Origin of the sequence: Kitasatospora sp. NPDC056651, assembly GCF_042792155.1 — a bacterium.
Taxonomy (GTDB): Bacteria; Actinomycetota; Actinomycetes; order Streptomycetales; family Streptomycetaceae; genus Kitasatospora.
This window is the reverse complement of the sequence record NZ_JBHTWX010000026.1, coordinates 58,716-77,615: the sequence shown is the minus strand read 5'-3', so window position 1 is coordinate 77,615 and position 18,900 is coordinate 58,716. Positions and strand designations below refer to the sequence as shown.

19 protein-coding genes are annotated in these 18,900 nt (G+C 70.1%); 15 read left to right on the top strand and 4 right to left on the bottom strand.

Going from position 1 to position 18,900, the window contains the following annotated elements:
- The first annotated feature begins 276 nt into the window (after positions 1-276).
- The 3 genes from ACFRAR_RS13420 to ACFRAR_RS13410 all read left to right on the top strand — a co-directional run bounded on the left by ACFRAR_RS13420 (position 277) and on the right by ACFRAR_RS13410 (position 3,555).
- Positions 277-1,884 (top strand): dolichyl-phosphate-mannose--protein mannosyltransferase, encoded by a 1,608-nt coding sequence (locus tag ACFRAR_RS13420; protein ID WP_380697929.1) that lies wholly within the window; start codon positions 277-279, stop codon positions 1,882-1,884.
- Positions 1,863-2,705, top strand: coding sequence for an ABC transporter permease (locus ACFRAR_RS13415; protein WP_380697927.1), 843 nt, complete (start codon positions 1,863-1,865; stop codon positions 2,703-2,705). Before ACFRAR_RS13420 ends, ACFRAR_RS13415 begins: the two co-directional genes overlap by 22 nt.
- Before the next feature lie 262 nt (positions 2,706-2,967).
- On the top strand, positions 2,968-3,555 hold the full coding sequence (locus tag ACFRAR_RS13410; protein WP_380697937.1) for a TMEM165/GDT1 family protein: 588 nt from the start codon (positions 2,968-2,970) through the stop codon (positions 3,553-3,555).
- Positions 3,556-3,651: 96 nt separating this feature from the next.
- Here ACFRAR_RS13410 and ACFRAR_RS13405 read toward each other — a convergent pair whose 3' ends face one another.
- A complete protein-coding gene (locus ACFRAR_RS13405; protein WP_380697925.1) occupies positions 3,652-4,818 on the bottom strand; it encodes a peptidoglycan-binding protein in 1,167 nt (388 codons plus the stop codon).
- A gap of 315 nt (positions 4,819-5,133) precedes the next feature.
- Between ACFRAR_RS13405 and ACFRAR_RS13400 the strand changes: the two genes are divergently transcribed.
- The 3 genes from ACFRAR_RS13400 (at position 5,134) to ACFRAR_RS13390 (ending at position 8,177) form a co-directional block, all read left to right on the top strand.
- Positions 5,134-7,206 carry a DHA2 family efflux MFS transporter permease subunit gene (locus tag ACFRAR_RS13400; RefSeq protein ID WP_380697923.1) on the top strand — a complete coding sequence of 691 codons (2,073 nt, stop codon included), beginning with the start codon at positions 5,134-5,136 and terminating at the stop codon, positions 7,204-7,206.
- A gap of 22 nt (positions 7,207-7,228) precedes the next feature.
- Complete coding sequence (locus ACFRAR_RS13395; protein WP_380697921.1) at positions 7,229-7,711, top strand: CYTH domain-containing protein; 483 nt, start codon at positions 7,229-7,231, stop codon at positions 7,709-7,711.
- Between the two features lie 139 nt (positions 7,712-7,850).
- The gene (locus ACFRAR_RS13390; protein WP_380697919.1) at positions 7,851-8,177 is read left to right on the top strand and encodes an antibiotic biosynthesis monooxygenase family protein; all 327 of its coding nucleotides are present in this window, start codon (positions 7,851-7,853) and stop codon (positions 8,175-8,177) included.
- 62 nt (positions 8,178-8,239) lie between these two features.
- Here ACFRAR_RS13390 and ACFRAR_RS13385 read toward each other — a convergent pair whose 3' ends face one another.
- On the bottom strand, positions 8,240-8,953 hold the full coding sequence (locus ACFRAR_RS13385) for a creatininase family protein (RefSeq protein ID WP_380697917.1): 714 nt from the start codon (positions 8,951-8,953) through the stop codon (positions 8,240-8,242).
- A 25-nt stretch (positions 8,954-8,978) separates the two neighbouring features.
- Entirely contained in the window at positions 8,979-10,250 is a 1,272-nt protein-coding gene (locus ACFRAR_RS13380; protein WP_380697915.1) for a hypothetical protein, read from the bottom strand.
- 49 nt (positions 10,251-10,299) lie between these two features.
- Between ACFRAR_RS13380 and ACFRAR_RS13375 the strand changes: the two genes are divergently transcribed.
- The 4 genes from ACFRAR_RS13375 (at position 10,300) to ACFRAR_RS13360 (ending at position 13,707) form a co-directional block, all read left to right on the top strand.
- Positions 10,300-10,890, top strand: a complete 591-nt coding sequence (locus tag ACFRAR_RS13375) for an ATP-binding protein (protein ID WP_380697913.1) — start codon at positions 10,300-10,302, stop codon at positions 10,888-10,890.
- 181 nt (positions 10,891-11,071) lie between these two features.
- The gene (locus ACFRAR_RS13370; protein WP_380697911.1) at positions 11,072-11,377 is read left to right on the top strand and encodes a hypothetical protein; all 306 of its coding nucleotides are present in this window, start codon (positions 11,072-11,074) and stop codon (positions 11,375-11,377) included.
- A gap of 235 nt (positions 11,378-11,612) precedes the next feature.
- The gene (locus ACFRAR_RS13365; RefSeq protein ID WP_380697909.1) at positions 11,613-12,044 is read left to right on the top strand and encodes a hypothetical protein; all 432 of its coding nucleotides are present in this window, start codon (positions 11,613-11,615) and stop codon (positions 12,042-12,044) included.
- A 385-nt stretch (positions 12,045-12,429) separates the two neighbouring features.
- Complete coding sequence (locus tag ACFRAR_RS13360) at positions 12,430-13,707, top strand: hypothetical protein (protein ID WP_380697907.1); 1,278 nt, start codon at positions 12,430-12,432, stop codon at positions 13,705-13,707.
- Between the two features lie 455 nt (positions 13,708-14,162).
- On the opposite strand, the gene ACFRAR_RS13355 is transcribed toward ACFRAR_RS13360, so the two are convergent.
- A complete protein-coding gene (locus ACFRAR_RS13355) occupies positions 14,163-14,939 on the bottom strand; it encodes a GntR family transcriptional regulator (protein WP_380697905.1) in 777 nt (258 codons plus the stop codon).
- 168 nt (positions 14,940-15,107) lie between these two features.
- Here ACFRAR_RS13355 and ACFRAR_RS13350 point away from each other — a divergent pair, with 168 nt between their 5' ends.
- The 5 genes from ACFRAR_RS13350 to ACFRAR_RS13330 all read left to right on the top strand — a co-directional run bounded on the left by ACFRAR_RS13350 (position 15,108) and on the right by ACFRAR_RS13330 (position 18,805).
- The gene (locus ACFRAR_RS13350; RefSeq protein WP_380697935.1) at positions 15,108-15,461 is read left to right on the top strand and encodes a hypothetical protein; all 354 of its coding nucleotides are present in this window, start codon (positions 15,108-15,110) and stop codon (positions 15,459-15,461) included.
- Positions 15,461-15,667 carry a hypothetical protein gene (locus ACFRAR_RS13345; RefSeq protein WP_380697903.1) on the top strand — a complete coding sequence of 69 codons (207 nt, stop codon included), beginning with the start codon at positions 15,461-15,463 and terminating at the stop codon, positions 15,665-15,667. Before ACFRAR_RS13350 ends, ACFRAR_RS13345 begins: the two co-directional genes overlap by 1 nt.
- The gene (locus tag ACFRAR_RS13340; protein ID WP_380697901.1) at positions 15,664-16,971 is read left to right on the top strand and encodes an FtsK/SpoIIIE domain-containing protein; all 1,308 of its coding nucleotides are present in this window, start codon (positions 15,664-15,666) and stop codon (positions 16,969-16,971) included. The genes ACFRAR_RS13345 and ACFRAR_RS13340 overlap by 4 nt, the downstream gene beginning before the upstream one ends.
- Positions 16,971-17,165, top strand: a complete 195-nt coding sequence (locus tag ACFRAR_RS13335) for a hypothetical protein (RefSeq protein WP_380697899.1) — start codon at positions 16,971-16,973, stop codon at positions 17,163-17,165. The genes ACFRAR_RS13340 and ACFRAR_RS13335 overlap by 1 nt, the downstream gene beginning before the upstream one ends.
- Before the next feature lie 161 nt (positions 17,166-17,326).
- Positions 17,327-18,805 (top strand): replication initiator, encoded by a 1,479-nt coding sequence (locus ACFRAR_RS13330; RefSeq protein ID WP_380697897.1) that lies wholly within the window; start codon positions 17,327-17,329, stop codon positions 18,803-18,805.
- Positions 18,806-18,900 lie beyond the last annotated feature (95 nt).

The window sequence follows — 18,900 nt, the reverse complement described above, 5'->3', positions numbered from 1 at the left end:
CGCCGCCCCCCCCCCCCCCCCCGGCGGCGCCCCCCCCCGCCCGGGCCCGCGACCCCCACCCCGCGGGCGTGCGTACCGCCCCGCCTGGGTTTTTGTCGCGGCCGCCCACCCGGCCCCGGGGGGGCCCCCCGTCGCGCTTGGCTTCCCGAGCACCGCCACATAGTGTCAGTGGCTGTCGACCGTCCGGCCCACACCGGAGCGGCAGGACCCGGGCAGGCGCCCGGCCCCGGCAGCGCCCGGACTCCGGGCAGAACAGACAGGCGAATCGGCGAGGCTATGACGCAAGCGGCGCTCACGCACCCACCGGCGGCCCCGGCCCCCGACGCCCCGGCCCCGCGCGGGGGCCTGGTCCGCTGGGCGATCGACCACTCCGGCTGGCTCGGACCGATCTGCGTCGCGCTCTTCGCAGGCCTGCTGCGGTTCTGGAACCTCGGCTACCCCAGGGCCTTCGTCTTCGACGAGACGTACTACCCCAAGGACGCCTGGTCGCTGCTCCGGCAGGGCTACGAGGGCACCTGGCCCGACCACGCCAACGCGGACATCCTGGCCTCCCCGCCGTCCGTCCCGCTGAGCTCCGCCGCCGAGTTCATCGCGCACCCGCCGCTCGGCAAATGGGTGATGGCGATCGGCGAGCAGCTGTTCGGGCTGAACCCCCTCGGCTGGCGGTTCATGACCGCCCTGCTCGGCACCCTCGCCGTCCTGATGCTCGCCCGGATCGGCCGCCGCCTCTTCGGCTCCACCCTGATCGGCTGCACCGCCGCGCTGCTGATGTCGGTGGACGGCCTCCAGCTGGTGATGAGCCGGGTCGGCCTGCTCGACGGCATCCAGATGTTCTTCGTGCTCGCCTCCTTCGGCAGCCTGCTGATCGACCGCGACCACACCCGCGCCCGGCTCGCCTCGGCCGCCGACGGTGACGCCGTCCGGCTCGGATGGCGCCCCTGGCGGATCGCCGCCGGGGTGTTCGTCGGCGCCGCCTGCGCGGTCAAGTGGAACGGCGCGATGATCCTCGCCGCCTTCGGCCTCCTGACCGTCCTGTGGGACCAGGCCGGCCGCCGCGGCGCCGGCGCCCGCCGCCCCTGGCGCTCCATGCTGCGCCGCGACGCCGTCCCCGCCTTCCTCGCCATGGTCGGCTCCGCCGCGGTGGTGTACGTCGGCTCCTGGAGCGGCTGGCTGGCCACCGGCGGGAACGGCGGGGGCGGCTACGACCGGCACTGGGCGGACGGGCGCGCCGGGCTCTCCCCGGACAGCTTCCTCGGCATCCCGCTGCCGCAGGTCTCGATGAGCTGGGTGCCCGCGCCGCTGCGCGGCCTGTGGCACTACCACTCGCAGATGTACGACTTCAACACCGGTCTGAGCACCCCGCACACCTACCAGTCCAACCCCTTCTCCTGGCTGGTGGTGGGCCGCCCGGTCTCGATGTACTGGGAGCAGGTCCCGGGCGGGCAGCGCGGCTGCACCTCCTCGGGCGGCTGCGCGGCGCAGATCCTCGGCCTCGGCACGCCGTTCCTGTGGTGGACCGCCTGCTTCGCGCTGGTCTACCTGCTGTGGCGCTGGTTCTTCCGGCGGGACTGGCGCTCGGGCGCGGTGCTCTGCGCGGTGGCCGCGATCTACCTGCCCTGGTTCCAGTACCAGGAGCGGACGATCTTCTCCTTCTACATGGTCGTGCTGGTGCCGTTCCTGTGCCTGGCCGTCGCCCAGATGCTCGGGGCGGTGCTCGGCCCGGCCGGGTGCGGCCCCGAGCGCCGCCGGATCGGCGCGATCGCGGCCGGGGCGATCGTGCTGGCGATCGTCGGCTGCTTCGCCTTCTTCTACCCGCTGTACACGGCGCAGGTGATCCCGATGTCGTCCTGGCAGGACCGCATGTGGTTCACCAGCTGGATCTGATGGGCCCGGCCGGCGTGACGTTCCTCGCGGACCTGGCGGCCTCCGTGGACCTGGCGGCCCCCGCCGGCCAGCTGCTGCCGGTCACCCCGGTGCTCGGCGTGGTCACCGCCGTACTGCTGCTGGCCGCCGTCGCGGTGGCCGGGCGGGGCCTGCTCGGCCACGGGCACGCGGTGCTGCGCTCCGGGCTGCGCGCGGTGGTGCAGCTGGCCGCCGTCGCCGCCGTGATCACCTGGGTGGTCGGCTCGCTCTGGTGGTCGTCGCTGTTCGTGCTGATGATGTTCACGGTCGCGGTGCGCACCGCAGGGCGGCGGATGACCCCGGGGCCCGGCTGGGTCTGGGCGGCCGCCCCGATCGGTGCCGGGGTGCTGCCGGTGCTCGCCCTGCTGCTGGGCGTCGGACTGCTGCCGGCGCAGGGGCTGTCCGTCATCCCGGTCGCGGGCATCCTGATCGGCGGCGCGCTCAGCGCCACCTCGCTGGCCGGCCGGCGGGCCCTGGACGAACTGCGGCTGCGGCGGGGCGAGGTGGAGGCGGCGCTGGCACTCGGTTTCGAGGAGCGGGAGGCGCGGCTGGAGATCTGCCGGACGGCGGCGGCGACCTCGCTCGTTCCGGCGCTGGACCAGACCCGGACGGTCGGCCTGGTCACCCTGCCCGGGGCCTTCGTCGGGATGCTGCTGGGCGGGGCCTCGCCCGTCCAGGCGGGGGCGGTGCAGCTGTTCGTGCTGATCGCCCTGCTGGCGGTGGAGTCGGTGGCGATCGTGGTGGTGCTGGAACTGGTCGGGCGCGGGCTGGTGGCGGCCGAGCCGCCCGGAGCGGTCGGCTAGGCCCTGTCCGGCCGGATCGGGCCCGGCCGACCGGAGCGGTCTGCCGGAGCGGTCCGGTACGCTTGGGGGCGTTGAAGGGGAGTAGCCCTCCACCGGACCGTCGACATACTGGCCCCCACGGGCCCGGCGCCCGGGGCCCCGCTCGTCGAGCGGTGCCGGCGAGACCTTCGGCCGCAGTGCTGTGACCATGACCAGTGCTGTCGGGCCGAAGCGTCCCCTGACGGACCTGCGGAGGCCGGGCAGCCCGCTGACCGAGGGACCCCTGATGAGTCTGACCGTTGCCGCGTTGACCTTCGGCATCATCTTCCTGGCCGAACTGCCGGACAAGACCGCGCTGGCCAGCCTGGTGCTCGGCACCAAGTACCGGGCGAGCTACGTCTTCGCGGGCGTCGCCGCCGCGATGGCCGTCCAGGTGGCCCTGGCGCTCGCCGCCGGGCACCTGCTCTCGCTGCTGCCGCACCGCTGGGTGGAGGGCGTCACCGGCGTGCTCTTCCTGGTCGGTGCGGTGATGCTGCTGTTCCACGGCGGCGGGGACGAGGACGAGCACGCCGCCAAGGAGCCGTCCTCGAACAGCTTCTGGAAGGTGGCCGGGGCCAGCTTCGTAGTGGTCGCGATCGCCGAGTTCGGCGACCTGACCCAGATCATGACCGCCAACCTGGCGGCCAAGTACGCCGACCCGCTGGCCGTCGGCCTGGGCTCCTGGCTGGCGCTGTGCGCGGTCGGCGGGCTCGCCATCGTGGGCGGGCAGAAGCTGCTCAAGTACGTGCCGATGAAGCTGATCATCCGGGTGGCGGCGGCGATCATGGTGGTGCTGGCGGGCGTCAGCCTCTTCGGGGCGATCACCGGCTGACGCGTCGGCGGGGCCGGGGACGGGCGGCGGTCGCCGCCCGTCCCCGTGCGCGGGCCCTCGTCCCGGGGGCGGCAGTACGGGTTCGGCGGTACGGGTTCAGCAGCCCGGGTCGGCGGCCAGGGCGGCCTGGGTCTTGGGGCCGTAGACGTTGTCCTCGCCCTTGATCTTGTTGTCGTGCTGGTAGTTCCTGAGCACCGTCCGGGTCCAGAAGTCGAAGATGCCGGTGATCAGCGACTTGTCGACGGATCCGCAGGAGGCGGTGTACAGGCGCTGCTGCATGGCCCGGACGTCGGGCCCGGTGTCCCCGAGTTGGAGCGTCCGGGTGGCGGTCGACTGGGTCGGGCTGGGCGCGGCCGGCGGGCTGGGCACCGGGTCGGGCGTCTGGACCGGCGGGGCGGCCACCGGCGGTGCGGCGGTCGGCGTGGGCGTGGGTGTGGGGGCGGGCGTCCTCGTCGGGCTCGGCTTGTGGACGGGGGTGGGCGTCGGGTTCGGTGCCTCGCTGGTCGGCGCCGGGTCGGGGCTGGGCGCCGCCGCGCTGGGCGGGTCCACCGGTGCGGGCGCCAGGGTGGTCGTCGGCAGCGGCTGGGCCTGCTTGGCGGGCTTGTCGGAGGGCGTCACCGCGTACGCGAGGCCGATGGTGAGCGCCACCAGGGCGGCGCCGACCCCGGCGAGCAGTCCCTTGCGCTGGCCGAGCGGAGGCCGCTCGGCCTGCTCGGCCGCCCGTCTGGCGGCCCGGCCGCCGCCGGTGGCGGGCCCGGGCGCGTCCGGGGTCTGCCCGAAGGCGAAGAGACCGATCTCGCCGTCCGGTGCCGGTGCCGGTGGTTGGGGCTGCCCCGGGGGCCGCGCGGCCGGGTGGGCGCCCGGGCCGGCCACCGTCGTCACCGGCGGCAGCACCGTGGTGGCGTACGCGTCGGCGTAGGCGTCCGCCCCGAGCGGTCCCTGCCCCGGGCCGACCGGCGGCAGCACCGTGGTGGCGTACGCGTCGGCGTCCGGCCCCAGCGGGGGAGCGGGCGGCGGCCCGGGGACGGCGGGCTGCCCCGGGGCGACCGGCGGCAGCACCGCGGTCGCGAACGGGTCCACCAGCGGCGCGCCCGCCGGGGCCTGGTCGGCCACCTGGCCGGCGGTCTGCGAGACGTACGGACGGACCAGCGGCGGGCCCTCGATGTGGGGCAGTACGGCGGTCTCGGTGAGGCTCGGGTCCGGGACGCAGCCGCACCCGGCGGGGCGTGCGGTGCCGCACGTCGGGCAGTGCTGGTCCGGCATCGGCCGGTCCTCCTCGGTATCGCGTCGGCTTCGCGGGCGGTCGTGCGCTGTCTTCCGGCCGGGGTCGTCCGTTCGGTTCACCGTCCGGGCGCACGACCGCGCCTGATTATGCAGGACCGTCCGAGGGGCGGACAGGGGCGTCCGCCCCTCGGCGGGGCCGTCGCGCCGCCCGGTGCCGGTCGACTCCTCCGAGAACGCCCGGGGCGCGGCGGTTGTCCCCGGCGCTTACGCTCGGCTCGAACCGGTGGAACGAATCGGGATGAACCGGACCCGGCGCGGTGAGCAGGGAGACGCCATGATGCCCACGGACACGCCATGACGGAGCCGCGTGCCGCGTCCGGCCGGAGCCCCGTGGGCGAGCCCGGCCCGCCGGCGGTCACCGTGCCCAACCTCTGGGTGCCGATCGGCGCCCTGCTGCTGGCGATGCTGCTCGCCGCCCTCGACCAGACCATCGTCTCCACCGCGCTGCCGACCATCGTCAGCGACCTCGGCGGGCTCGACCACCTCTCCTGGGTGGTCACCGCCTACCTGCTGGCCTCCACCGCCGCCACCCCGCTGTGGGGCAAGCTCGGCGACATGTACGGCCGGAAGCGCTTCTTCCAGGCCTCCATCGTGATCTTCCTGCTCGGCTCGGTGCTGTGCGGGATCGCCCAGAACATGGGCGAGCTGATCGCCTTCCGCGCGCTCCAGGGCCTGGGCGGCGGCGGGCTGATGGTGCTCTCCCAGGCGATCGTCGGCGACCTCGTGGCACCCCGGGACCGCGGCCGCTACCAGGGCCTGTTCGGTGCCGTGTTCGGCGTCACCAGCGTGCTCGGGCCGCTGCTCGGCGGGCTGTTCGTCGACCACCTCAGCTGGCGCTGGGTGTTCTACATCAACCTGCCGATCGGCATCGTCGCCCTGGTGGTGATCGCGACGGTGCTGCACGGGCTGGAGGTCCGGCGACAGCACCGGATCGACTACCTCGGCACCGCGCTGATCGCCGCCGTCGCGACCTGCCTGGTGCTGATGACCTCACTCGGCGGGACCACCTGGGCCTGGACATCCTGGCAGATCGTCGGCCTCGGGGTGCTCGGCCTGGTGCTGCTGGTCGCCTTCGTCCTGGTCGAGCGGGCGGCCGCCGAGCCGGTGCTGCCGCTGCGGCTGTTCCGCTCGCGGACGTTCAGCCTGGTCGCGGTGATCTCCTTCGTGATCGGCTTCGCGATGTTCGGCGCGCTCACCTACCTGCCGACCTTCCTCCAGGTGGTCCACCAGGTCTCGCCCACCATGTCCGGCATCCACATGCTGCCGATGGTGCTCGGCATGCTGCTCACCTCGATCGGCTCCGGACAGATCGTCGCCCGCACCGGCCGCTACCGGGTCTTCCCGATCGCCGGGACGGCCGTGACCACCGTCGGGCTGCTGCTGCTCTCCCGGTTGGACGAGCACAGCAGCACGGCCGAGATGAGCGCCTACTTCCTGGTCTTCGGTCTCGGGCTGGGCCTGGTGATGCAGGTGCTGGTGCTGATCGTGCAGAACTCGGTCGGCTACGAGGACCTCGGCGTGGCCACCGCGGGCGCCACCTTCTTCCGCTCCATCGGGGCCTCCTTCGGCGTCTCCATCTTCGGAACGGTCTTCGCGAGCGGACTGCGCGGCCGGCTCGCCGACGCCCTGGCGGGGGTGCCGCTGCCGCCCGGCTTCCGGCCGGAGGTCATCACCTCCGACCCCCGGGTCATCCCGCGGCTGCCGGCCGCCGTCCAGCCCGGGGTGTACCACGCGTACGCCGAGTCGATCACCCGGGTGTTCCTGTACGCGGTGCCGGTCGCGGTGGTCGCGTTCGTCCTGTCACTGTTCCTGCGCGAGCAGAAGCTGCGCTCCACCGTCACCGCGCCGGACCTCAGCGAGTCCATCGGCTTCAATCCGGTGGAGCGCACCTCGCTGGACGAGATCGCCCGCGCGCTCTCCGTGCTGAACAGCCGCGAGGCCCGGCGCGACCTCTTCCGGCGGATCACCGCGACCGCCGGACTGGACCTGCTGCCCGCCTCCAGCTGGCTGCTGCTCCAGATGCACCAGCACGGCTCGGTCGAACCGGCCGAACTGGCCGAACGGCGGATCGTCCCGGTCTCCGTCATCGAGGACGCCGTCCGGGAGGTGGAGGGCCGGGGCCTGGCGGCGCGCTCCGGCGGACTGCCGCTACGGCTCACCGAACTGGGGGAGGAGACGGCACTGCGGCTGGTCGCCGCCCGGCGCACCCAGCTCGCCGAACTGCTGGGGGACTGGGACGAACAGCGGTACGCCGACCTCGCCGGGGTGCTGAACCGGCTCAGCTCCTCGCTCTGCGCGGACCTCCGGGACCGGCCGGACCCGCAGGGGCCGCAGGGGCCGTACCGTGGGGAGGGACGGTCGTTCTGACGCGTGGAAGGGCGGTCCCGCCATGTCGCTGGAGATCGAGCGCAAGTTCCTGCTGAGCGCCTTCGAGCCGCCGCCGACGGCGGTGCGGCAGCACATCGAGCAGGGCTACATCGCGATCAAGGACGACGGCACCGAGGTGCGGCTGCGCCGGATCGGTGAGGGCCGCGTCCTCGGCGTCAAACGGCGCGCCTCGCCCCCGGCGGGCCCGGCCGCCCGGATCGAGGTCGAACGCGCCCTGGAGGAACGGGAGTTCACCGACCTCTGGCCGGCCACCGAGGGCGCCCGGGTGATCAAGGACCGCTACACCTTCGAGGCGTCCGGCGCCATCGTCCAGGTCGACGTCTACCAGGGCGGGTTGGCGGGGCTGCGGACCGTCGAGGTCGAGTTCGCCACGGAGGCCGAGGCGGAGGCGTTCGCGGCGCCGGACTGGTTCGGCGCCGAGGTCACCGGGGTGAAGGCGTACGGGAACCAGACCCTGGCGACCGCCGGACTGCCCGAGTCCTGACGTTCCCGGTGGTTTGCCGCCCCGCCCCCGCGCGTCGGCGCCTCGCCACCCGCTGTGACCGGCGGTGCCCGTGAACCGCCCGGCCGTGAGGTGTAGCAGACTGCTGTCCGTAGGTCGTCACCGGAGCAGAAGGAGTGCCATGTCCGTCGTCAAGATCAACGTCCTGACCGTGCCCACCGAGCAGCGCGAGGTGCTGGAGCAGCGCTTCGCCTCCCGGGCCGGCGCGGTCGAGGGCTCCGACGGCTTCGAGTGGTTCGAACTGCTCCGCCCGGTCGAGGGCACCGACAGCTACCTCGTCTACACGCGCTGGCGCGACGAGGAGTCCTTCCAGGCCTGGATGGAGGGCCCCATGAAGTCGGCTCACCAGGGCGGCGGTGAGGGTGAGGCTCCCAAGCGTCCCGCCGCCTCCGGCTCCACCCTCTGGTCCTTCGACGTCGTCCAGTCGGCCGGACCCAAGAACGCCTAGGTTGCTGCTCCTTTTCCTTCTTCGGGCCCTTTCCCTGTACGGGGCAGGGCCCGAAGTGCTTCTCAGGTGCCCGCGATGATCGAGAGGTGCGCGGCGGCCGATCGGGACAGGCTGTCGAGGATGGCTTGGCCCTTCGCTGCCGTTCCGAGGGAGGGGCGTCCGATGATGCCGTTCTTCGTGTAGCCGGCCATGCCGAGTGTGAGCAGGTGCGGGCGCTCCGGGGCGTCATGGTCGTCCTGTTCGACACCTTCCCGGATGAGATGCGGGGCGCCGTGGAGGAGCAGCGACACCTCCAACTCCCCTCCGTGCATGTCCTCGGCGCCGCTGCTCTCCAGGACTGCGGCTTCGCGGGCTCGGTGCCAGTCCTCTCGGACGGGGAAGAGGGCGACGCGCGGGCCGTCGACGTTGGCCTCCTGGACGACATTGGAGAGGACGTAGTTGCCGCCGTGGCCGTTCACGATGAGCAGGCCAGGGACGCCGGAGGCCTGGAGGGACTTCCGAATGTCGTTGATCACGGCGTAGAGCGTGGCGGCGCTGATGCTGACGGTGCCCGGCATGTGGGCGTGCTCGTGGGAGCACGACACGGTGACGGGTGGCAGTAGGAACAGGTCGTAGTCGGTGGCGATCCGCTGCGCGATCAGGCTGGCAACCACCGTGTCGGTGGTCAGCGGCAGATGATCGCCGTGCTGCTCGAAGCTGCCGACCGGTAGTACGGCGACCTTGGCGCCGCGCCGGCGTTCGTCTGCGGAAGTGGCGGCCGTGATCAGTGCGTCCATGAGCCCAGCCTCTCTCATTGGGGCGTCAGCGGTCGAGAGCGCTCCCGCTGCTCATCAGGGTCAAACGGCCGGTGAAGGTGGCTACTTCGGGTACGGCGCTCCATCGTTGGAGGGCTTTGCCTGCTGCGGACAGCTCGGACATGGCCCGGGCGGACTCGGTGTCGATGGCGATCGACAGCGCCCGGTCGGCCGCGGTGGCCGCCTGTTCCGGTTCGCCGGACACCGCGTAGGCGCGTGCGAGCCGCGAGAGGTACACGCCCTGGTCGTTGCGGTAGATCGGCGGCAGGATTTGAAGCTCGGTCTCGAACATGCCCACGGCTGTGCGTGGATCGCCGAGTTCGATCAGGCAGTTCGCACGCTGCATTTCGACGTAGGTCGGTGTGCAGTAAGCCAGGTCGAGCGCGTCGTCCGCGTGGGAGTCGTCCGGCTCGGCGGCGAGTTCGTGAGCCTCGTCGAACTTGGCTTGCGCGAAGCGAGGGTTGCCCAGCAACGCATGACCCTGGGCCTCTTGCTGGGCGGCCAGCGCACGGATGCGAAGCGTGGCGCCGGCCGAGCGCTGGGCGGCACGGGCGAGACTGACGGCCTTCTGCGCGTCGCGTTGAGCGGTGGCCTGGTTGCTCTTCCGGAAAAGCACGTAGGCGGACATGACATCGTCGCCCGCCTCCTGGGCCCACTCCATGGCGCGGTCCGACCAGTAGAGGGCCTGGTCGAAGTCACCGAGATCCTGGTTCAGCCAGCCAAGGAACTCCGCGGTACGGGCGCCAATGGTGAGAAGTTCGTCGCGGGCACGGCCCCCTGCGCTCTGCTGAACGCGGTCGAGTAACCGGACGTGCCGGGTGACCGCGTCGAGTGCGTGGCGGGACCCGAGCAGATTCGCGGCCTTGTAGTGGCCTGGCATGATGCCGCGCAGGTGGTTGACGAAGAACTCGGGCTCGATCGGTGCGCTGAGGGCTTGCCCGCGGGCGGACGGCTCGGGCGATCGGTGTCGGAGGTGCGGGACTGCTGCCTCCTGCTCCCATCCGCGGGAGGCCAGCCCGAGCATGTGCCCTGGAATGTGCAGCCCGTCTGCGATTCGCTCGATGAGGTCGATCTTCTCGATTTTGGGCTTGCCCGCCATGACCTCGCCGACTCGACTTGGCGTCATGTCGCAGGCCCGTGCGATGAGCGAGGGGTAGATCCCGGCCAGCTTGAGCAGGCGGAAGACGGTGGCGAAGTCTCGTCTTCGGCAGGCGGTGATCATCTCCGGGTTGGACAGCAGGCTCGACGGGAGCCGGTCCGGAACGCGAGCCTCGGTCACCACTGCCCCCGCTGTTGATCAGCCGCCACTGAACGGAAGTTGATTACCTGTGAGTTTACCCACAGTGGGTAATCGGCTTGGGTGCGAAGTCTGCATTGCCTCTCGGCAATCTGGTGTCAAGGGCCGGAACGTCCGGGTTCTGTCCCTCCTTTGGGCACCGGGAGGGTGGTGCGATTTGATCAGCTTGGGAGAACCCCAGGGCACTGCTGAGTCGCCTGAAACGGGCGGCGGGATAGCTGCGTTCGAGGTGAGGCTCACCCGCCACCGAAGGTCTGCCGGGGTGGCTCGACTACACCTCCGCATCTTCCTGGCCCGCGTGCCGGGCGGAGATGCCCTCGCGGATGACGCAATGGTCGTGCTTGACGAGTTGGTGAGCAACGCTGTGAGGCACGCCCGGGTGCCCAAGGGGCGGCGAATCTTCGTTCGCTTCGAGATGGTGCCCGATCACCTCCGGCTGGAGGTGCACGACGCGAGCAGCGAGAAGCCGGTGATCCGGAGGTCTGTGGGCGTGGACTCCAAGTCGGGTAGAGGGCTGTTCCTGGTGGAGGCGCTGTCCGTGGAGTGGGGCTTCATGCCCCGTCCGGAAGGTATCGGGAAGATCGTTTGGGCGCTGGTGGGCCCGAGAGGCGGCGTGTCGTGAACAAGCGGTCGTCCGGGTCGGCGGCGACCCGGTGTTCCTACTGCGGTGCGGGGCTCTTGAAGTCGGAGACCCGGACCATCGTGGTGAACGGTCGGACGGTTCGTGTCCACGCGTCGCACCCGCGCCGCTCGGGGGAGGTGTCGGGGAAGTGAAGCCGCTTCGAGAGCACGACGGACCGGGGATGGACCTGGTTCTGGCGGTCGGCTCTCCGTACCCGTTCCCGGTGATCGTGGAGGTCCGAGGCGTGACCTCGCCCGCGCGGTTCTGCAAGCTGCCGGACGCCATGGCTGCGGTCCTGGCGACGTTGGCCGCGCTCCCGCTCAGCCCGGACCAGCAGGGGTACTTCGCCGAGCTGTTCGGTCCGTCGAAGGTACAGGAGATCGGGCACCGGTTGGCGACGCACGGGGAGGTGCGGGCCCTGGCCTTCCTCGACCTGACCCCGACCGTGGTCCGCCTGTACCCAGCCGGCCCAGGGGCGCTCCAGTGATCCGGCGCCTGTGGGCCTGGTGGTCCCGGGGCACTACCTGGTGGCTGCTGGACGGCCAGTTCTCCTGGCTGGTGCGGGCCGTCTCGCCGGGGCGCCAAGCCGCGCACCGTGACGTGATGGCGTGGTGCAACGAACCTGGCTTCGCCGATGGCCAGCGATTGGAGCTGCTGCGACGAATCTGCTGCGAGGAGTCGACGCGGGAGCGCACCTGACCTGATCAGGGACAACTGAAGACGTGCCGGAACACCCCGAGACCTTGGCGGGAGAGGGGTGGTCCGGTGGGTCGGAGCCCGATACCGATGGTATCGGGCTCCTCGGCATGTCTGTGCACGGATGGCCGGTTCGGTTCTTGACCAGGGGAGTTGAAGAGCAGTTGGACGGGGACGACGACTTCGGTGCGGAGTTGGCGGCGAGCTTCGACCCGGACTCATGGGTGTGGCTGCCAGGCGTTGACTACGCCGCCGGCTGGCGGGCCGCGAGGGGGACGGCGGACGAGGTGAACTCCCTGCTGGCAGCGTGCGGCGTCGAACGTTCGCAGCTGCGGGCGATCGCCGACACCGATGCGCAGGGCGGGGCGCTGGTACGTCTGGAGGGCGCTCTAGAGGGCTGGATGAGCCTCAAGGAACTGCTCTGCCTGGCAGTTGGCGTCCGCGACGAACGGAACTGACAGGGGCCAGTGCAGGTTTTCGCCTGCACTGGCCGCTCTCCTGGGCGTGGCGTCTATGGGGGCCGGAGAGGACTCCTCGATCACCACCGCATTACAAGGACAGGCGTTCGCCACCCTGCGTGACCTGCGACGCTCCTACCCTGCCGGTTCCCCAGCCATCGCACCGCCGGCGCTCGCGATTGACCGCCACATACCGCCCGTTCTGGCACGCCTGTGGCACGCTATCGGTTTCTTGGAACACGACGGTGGCCTCGCAGGGATGGCACCACCGATCCGGATGATGACCACCCAATGGATCAGGTGCCCACTGTCCTGATTTGGGAAATCTTGCCCACCGAGCTCCCAGCTTGGCTAGTCTATGCGCACTCACCAGCGGGAGCGCACCATGACCAAAGACAACTCATATGGTTTCGACCAACTGACCGCCGTCGACATATCAAAGCTCGAAGAAGCCCTTGGGTTGACATATCACCCAACCCAGGGAGAGGTCGTCTTCTTCGACCCGGAATCAGGGGCCTATCGCCGTAGGGGAATCGCCGTGCCCCAAAGCGAGGCAATAGAGATTCTCGAAGCCATCAATCGCGGCGCCCACAAGATGGAAGGCCACGAAGGCTGGATTGATCCACAAGCGGGATTTGTCGAATTTGAGCTTCAACAGAACGGGCTGAATGGATTTCGAGCAACAAGCATTGGGCAGTATTCTTTTGAGCAGTACCCATGCTCTCACGGTCACACTGCGACGACGCCGAAGGAAGAAGGAAAGGATGCCAACTTCATCCGTCCGGTTATTCGCGTGACGTCAGCGGACGGGTCCACCTGCATTGAGATTTCACAGAACACTCCCCCCTGCACCCCAATTCGGCCGCTGGATCAGGATGCGCGCGGATTGACGCGGCCAAGCCTGAAGGTCTATCTCAGCGGCAGTATGGACGAGAAAGAGCTGCTACGGAGGTCTCTCGATCTCGCGAACTCCTTCCTGTTTGAGCTTAACGCGCGCCATCGCGCCTCCTACTCCCTGCGCCCCAAGCTGGCAAGCCCTTTGCGCCGGAAGCTCGATCAGGGCTTCAATCGGAACGTCCGGTTTCCGCGAACCCCTATCCCGGATAGCATCGCAACACTTTTTTCAATCCCTGGCGATTACGCCATGCGCGGCAACCACACAATCTCATATCTGTCTTATTATCAGATCCTGGAGCACTACCTTCCCGCAGTCCACAAGCGGGAATCGGTAAAACGAGTGCGCAGAATTCTTAGGTCGCTCGACTTTGATGAGGATAAAGACTCGTCCGTCCTGAAGATTCTGAACTCGGTCGAGAGATCCCATGGCGCAACTGAAGCCGACCAGCTGAAATCCCTGATCGAGGAGTGTGTGCCCGAAGAGCGGCTGCGCGAATTCTTCTCGAACGATCGCGATGGTCACTTCGCAAAAAACGGCCCAATCGGGGGCATTCATGCCATCAATCTCAAAAGCGGCGAGACTCTGGCCTCGCAGGTCGCCAAAAGAGTCTACATGCTGCGAAATAGAATCGTTCACGCCAAGGATGACGCTAAATATGCCGAATCAAAGGTCCTCCTCCCCCTCAGTCATGAGGCTTTGCGGCTTTCGCCAGATATTGAACTCGTAAGGCTTCTTGCTATCGAAGCGATCGTCGACAATAGGTGATCGACTTACCAGGCTCTGCTTTACTTTCAAGGCCCCCTCGGGCGCGAGCATGAGCGAAGCGGTGGAGCGGTTTGGCCGGTGTCCTGCCTGGTTTGGGGTCGAGCATGATCGGGGGGCCGTAAGCTGTTGCGACTCGGTCAGGGCTTTTGGGCCTGACCGCAGTTTGGCCGAGTGGCCCCCCGTTCTTGCTCGACTCGGGTCCCGAGCCGGGGGGGTGGGTAAAACCGTGGAGCCGCCCGACCCCAGCCATGACGGTCTCTGACCTCGGCAGCCCTCTCGGCCGCACGCTCGACGTGCGCGGCCGGCCGCCGCCGGCGCGGGGCGGAGACAGGAGCGGCGGCGAGCGGCAGGGCCGCGCGCTGGCGCGTTGTGCGCGCCCTTGAGTAAGTGAAGAAGAGTTGCGACAGCCCCCGCGCCCGGTGTGGACGTGGGGGCTGTCGGCTTGTTCGGGGTGGTTAGCGGGAGGCCTTGGCGCGCTTGGGCTTGTGGGCGTCGATGGCGTAGGTGAGGGCGGTGGTTTCGGCGCCGAGGCGGGTCTCTTCGAGGATGAGGGGGAGGCCGGTGGCCTGGTCGCAGGTGATGCGGTGGGCGACCAGGAGGACGGCGGCTTCGGAGAGTTGGAGGGCCTCGCGCTCGTCGGGTTGGGGGACTCGGGCGCTGACCCGCTCGCGCCAGGTGAGGTGGTGGCCGGCGGCGGTGAGCGTCGCGTAGGCCTCGGCCGGGGTGGCGGCGGGCTGCTGGGTGAGCGGGGTGGCCTCGATGCGTTCCATGGGGAGTAGGAGGCGGTGAAGGGCGCGGCCGTCGCCGGTGGGGTCGGTGAGGAGGCGGTCACAGCCGAGCATCAGTTCGTCTTGCTCCATCTCCAGCAGCGGTGCGGTGATGGCGTCGGTGCGGGTGCGGTAGAGCGTGGGTTCCTCGGCGCGGTCGAACCAGGCGTCGAAGGGCGTTGAGAGGGTGTCGCCCTGGGTGGCGATGGTCCGGTCCAGGCTGGTGCTTGGGCCGTGGACGGCGGCGCGGACGAAGGTGCCGCGGCCTTGCTTCACGTCCAATTGGCCCTCGCTGCGGAGGGCGGCGACGGCGAGCCTGACGGTGGGTCGGGAGACGCCGTAGGTCTCGGCGAGATCGGTCTCGTAGGGCAGCTGCGTGCCCGGGGGCCACTCGCCGGTGGCGATCGACTGTCGCATCGCCGCCGCCACCTGCTTGTGCAGTGCCTCGTTCCGAATGATCGCCATGGTGTTGACCCCTTGGTGCGGACGCCGGGGGATGGGCCCGCTTCGCGTGTGTAGTGTCGTTTTCGAGGGTTCGTGTGTGGCCGTTTGCCCTGGTCGGGCGGCATCTCTATGTAAGTACGTTTGACGACCGATGTCAGGCGGCCTCTGGTGTCAGAGGAGCGTGCGCTCATGCAGTCCATTCCCGTGGACGGAACCCGACTCGGCACGATGACCTGCATCGTTGCCCCCGAAGCGCGGATCGCGAACCGCGAGACCGGCGAGATCAGGAAGGACCGGGAGGGCCAGACCGTCTACACGGTCGGCGTCGCGGTCCGGCAGGACGGCCGGCGGGCCTCGATCATCGAGATCAGCGTGTCCGGCGAACCGGTCGGCGTCGTGGAGGGCGTGCGGGTGCATGTCACCGGCCTGACCGCCTTCTCGTGGGCGATGGGGGATCGGCACGGCCTGTCCTTCCGGGCTGATGCCATCACCCCGGTGCCGGTCGCTGCTCCGCCGGCCTCGCGGAAGGGCGGCGACGCCTGATGAGCGGCGCGACCCGCGTGAAGCTGCGGGGGCTGCTCCGGGAGCTCGGGGACTTGGCCGAGGAGATTGACCCGTTCGGGCGGGAGGACGAGGGAGCCCAGCTCTTCGACCACATCGCCATCGTCGCCACGAAGGCCGTGCGCCGGGCCCGTGACTTGGAGACCGAAGCCCACAACACGGCGATGGAGAACGGGGGACGGCCGTGATCGTCCTCCAACTGCTGTGGGTGGTGATGCTGGCGACGGTGCTGATCGGGCTCAGCATGGCCCCGGTGCTTCGGCGCAGCTACCCCTATCTCTGGTGGTACCTGCTCGGCTACCCGACGACCGCCATCCGCGTTCGGGTGACGTGGCGGCGCCTGACCACAAATCTCGGCCTCGCCGTGGCCAAGCGTCCGGGCCGGGCCCGAGTCGGGGACTTGATGGTCCGCGGCGATCCGCTGCGGCCGATGCCGCCTCGGCTGGGCGTGGCGAAGTACCGGCGTGGCGGTCTCGACGTGCGGGTGCGGCTCCACCCCGGGCAGGTGCCCGAGCACTTCGCGGAGGCCCTTGGCGCGTTCACCCATGCTTGGCGGGTGCACGCGGTGCGGCTGGTCGCGGACGAGCGGGGGTTCGTCACCCTCTCGGCGCTCGCCTGGGACCCACTGATCGCGCCCGTGGTGCCGTACCGGTTGAAGCAGCGGCTGTTGCGGGCGATGGTCGGGCTGCTGGAGGACGGTCGGGCCTGGACGATCGACCTGCGGCGGGCGCCGCACTGGCTCATCGTCGGTGCGACCCGCTCCGGCAAGTCCACCCTCATCGCCTCGCTGGTGAAGGAACTCGCCCCGCAGCGCGTCGCGTTGTTCGGCATCGACCTCAAGGGCGGCATGGAACTGTCCCTGTTCGAGGACCGGCTGTCGGCTCTGGCAGCCACCCGGGCGGAAGCTGCCCACCTGCTCGCGGAGCTGGTCGCGGAGGTCGAGGCGCGGATGCAGCTGTGCCGCTCGGTCGGCGCCCGATCCGTCTGGGACCTGCCGCCGAAGCTCCGGAAGATGCCCGTCGTCGTCATCGTGGACGAAGTCGCGGAGCTGTACCTCGTTGCCACCAGGGACGACAAGGCGGAGGTGGGGGAGATCTCCACCAACCTGCTCCGGCTCGCGCAGCTCGGCGCCGCGCTGGGCGTCCACCTGGTGGTCGCGGGGCAACGGGTCGGCTCGGACCTCGGGCCCGGGGTGACCGCCTTGCGGGCTCAGCTGGCCGGCCGGGTCTGCCACCGGGTGAACGATGCCGGGACGGCGGAGATGGCGCTTGGCGATCTCGACAAGGACGCCCTGGCCGCTGCTCAGCAGATCACCGCGGCTGAGCAGGGCGTCGCCATCACCGCCGATGCCGGTGGCCGGTGGATCAGGGCCCGCTCCATCCACGTCACCCCCGAACAGGCCCGCCGCGCGGCCGGCAAGTACGCCCGGCTGGCACCGACCTGGCCCGGCCTCCAGGCGGCGGACGAGTCGACCGAAGGGGTCTACCTCTGATGGGCACCGCCCTCATCCTGACCGCCGTCATGGCCCTCACCACCTTCCTCCTGATCCGCTCCGGCGAACTCAAGCTCTGGCACGTCCTCCTCATCGGCGTCCTCGGCATCTTCCTCGACCGCATTGGCTGGGCCGACCCCGCCATCTACGCCGTGATGTGGCTCGCCCAAGGCCTCACCCACACCACCACCTGAAAGACCGTGATCACCGTGCCAACCCACCCAACCCCCACCGGCGGCCGCTCCATCCCCACCCGCCGGACCCGCACCACCCACCCCAACGCCACCCCCGGCCGAGCCGCCACACACATGGCCCGGCCGGGGCCCGGCGAACCCTGGCCCTGGAGACACCCACCATGACCCACCCCAGCAACCCGTACACCGACCACACTGCACGCCGCGCCCTCCTCGACCGGGAGGCGTGGCTGCGCCAACTGCCGCTAATCGAACGTGACTTGGTCTGCCTCGGCGAGATGCCGGACCTGAACCGCTGGCTCGACCAGATCCGCGCCACCGGCGGCTGCGCCCACCCCATCTACCTTGCAGGGCGCACCACCACCTACGACGCAGCGTCCGGTGAGGTGCTGCGGAACTACACGACCGCCACCGAACCCGGCGGCCGGCTGGCCATCCGCTGCCGCAACCGCCGGGCCACCCGCTGTCCGTCCTGCTCGCGCGAGCACAGTGGCGACACCTTCCACCTGGTCCGGTCCGGTCTTATCGGGGGCAAGGGCATCCCCGAATCGGTGCGGACGCACCCGCGGCTGTTCGTCACCCTGACCGCGCCTTCGTTCGGCTCGGTCCACCGCGCAGGCGTCTGCCACCCGGCCCGGAACGGGCGTTGCGAACAGGGCGGCTACCACGGCTGCGGCAGAACACACTCGGACACGGACCCGCTCATCGGACAGCCGCTCTGCGCTGACTGCTACGACTACCCCGGCCACATCCTGTGGAACGCTGCGGCACCGACGCTGTGGAAAGCCTTCCGCGACAACCTGTACCACCACGTCGCCACCCGGGCGGGCGTCAGCCGCACGGCCGTCCGGAGACTGATCCGTATCTCGGCCGCGAAGGTCGCCGAGTACCAGAAGCGCGGCGCCATCCACTTCCACGCCGTTATCCGCCTCGACGGACCCGACGGCCCGACCACTCCGCCCCCCGCCTGGGCCACCGCGGACCTCCTCCTGGAGACCGTCCGCTCTGCCGCAGCCGCAGTCGCGCTGGCACCGCCGGACTCGGCAGCCTACGGCGACACCCGGCTTCGCTTCGGCACCCAGCTTGACGCCCATGCCCTCACCAACGGCGACGATGGCAGTGACCGGATCACGGACGGAGCCGTGGCCGCGTATGTCGCCAAGTACACGAGCAAGAGCGTGGAAGCCGCCGGCGCCGTCGACCGCCGAATCGAGTCCCTGGCGGAGATACAGGCGCTTCACGTCACTCAGCACATCCGGGCACTCATCGCACCAGCCTGGCGACTCGGTGGCCTGCCTGAACTCGAACACCTCCGCCTCCGCGTTTGGGCCCACATGCTCGGCTACCGGGGCCACTGCCTCACCAAGACCCGTGCCTACTCCACCACCTACGGCCAACTTCGCACCGCCCGCGCCGAACACGCCCGCACCATGGCCGGCGGCCGTCAGCTCTTCACCGACTGGAACGACGAAGTCACCACCGAATCCGTCTGGCGCTACGTCGGCTCCGGCTACGACACCTCTGCCCAAACACTCATAGCCGCAGGCATCGCCGAAGACCTCGCCATGAACCGCCAGGTCGCCCGTGAAGAAGGCCTTCGTGTTGGACAGCCGGTGGCGGGTGGGTCTGATGGAACCTGACGAAGAAGAGGATTGGGCATGGGCGCGAGAGCAGGCGGGCTCAGCTCCCCGATGGTCCGATGCCCGATGGCGGCGAGTGAACGCCATCCTCGGCC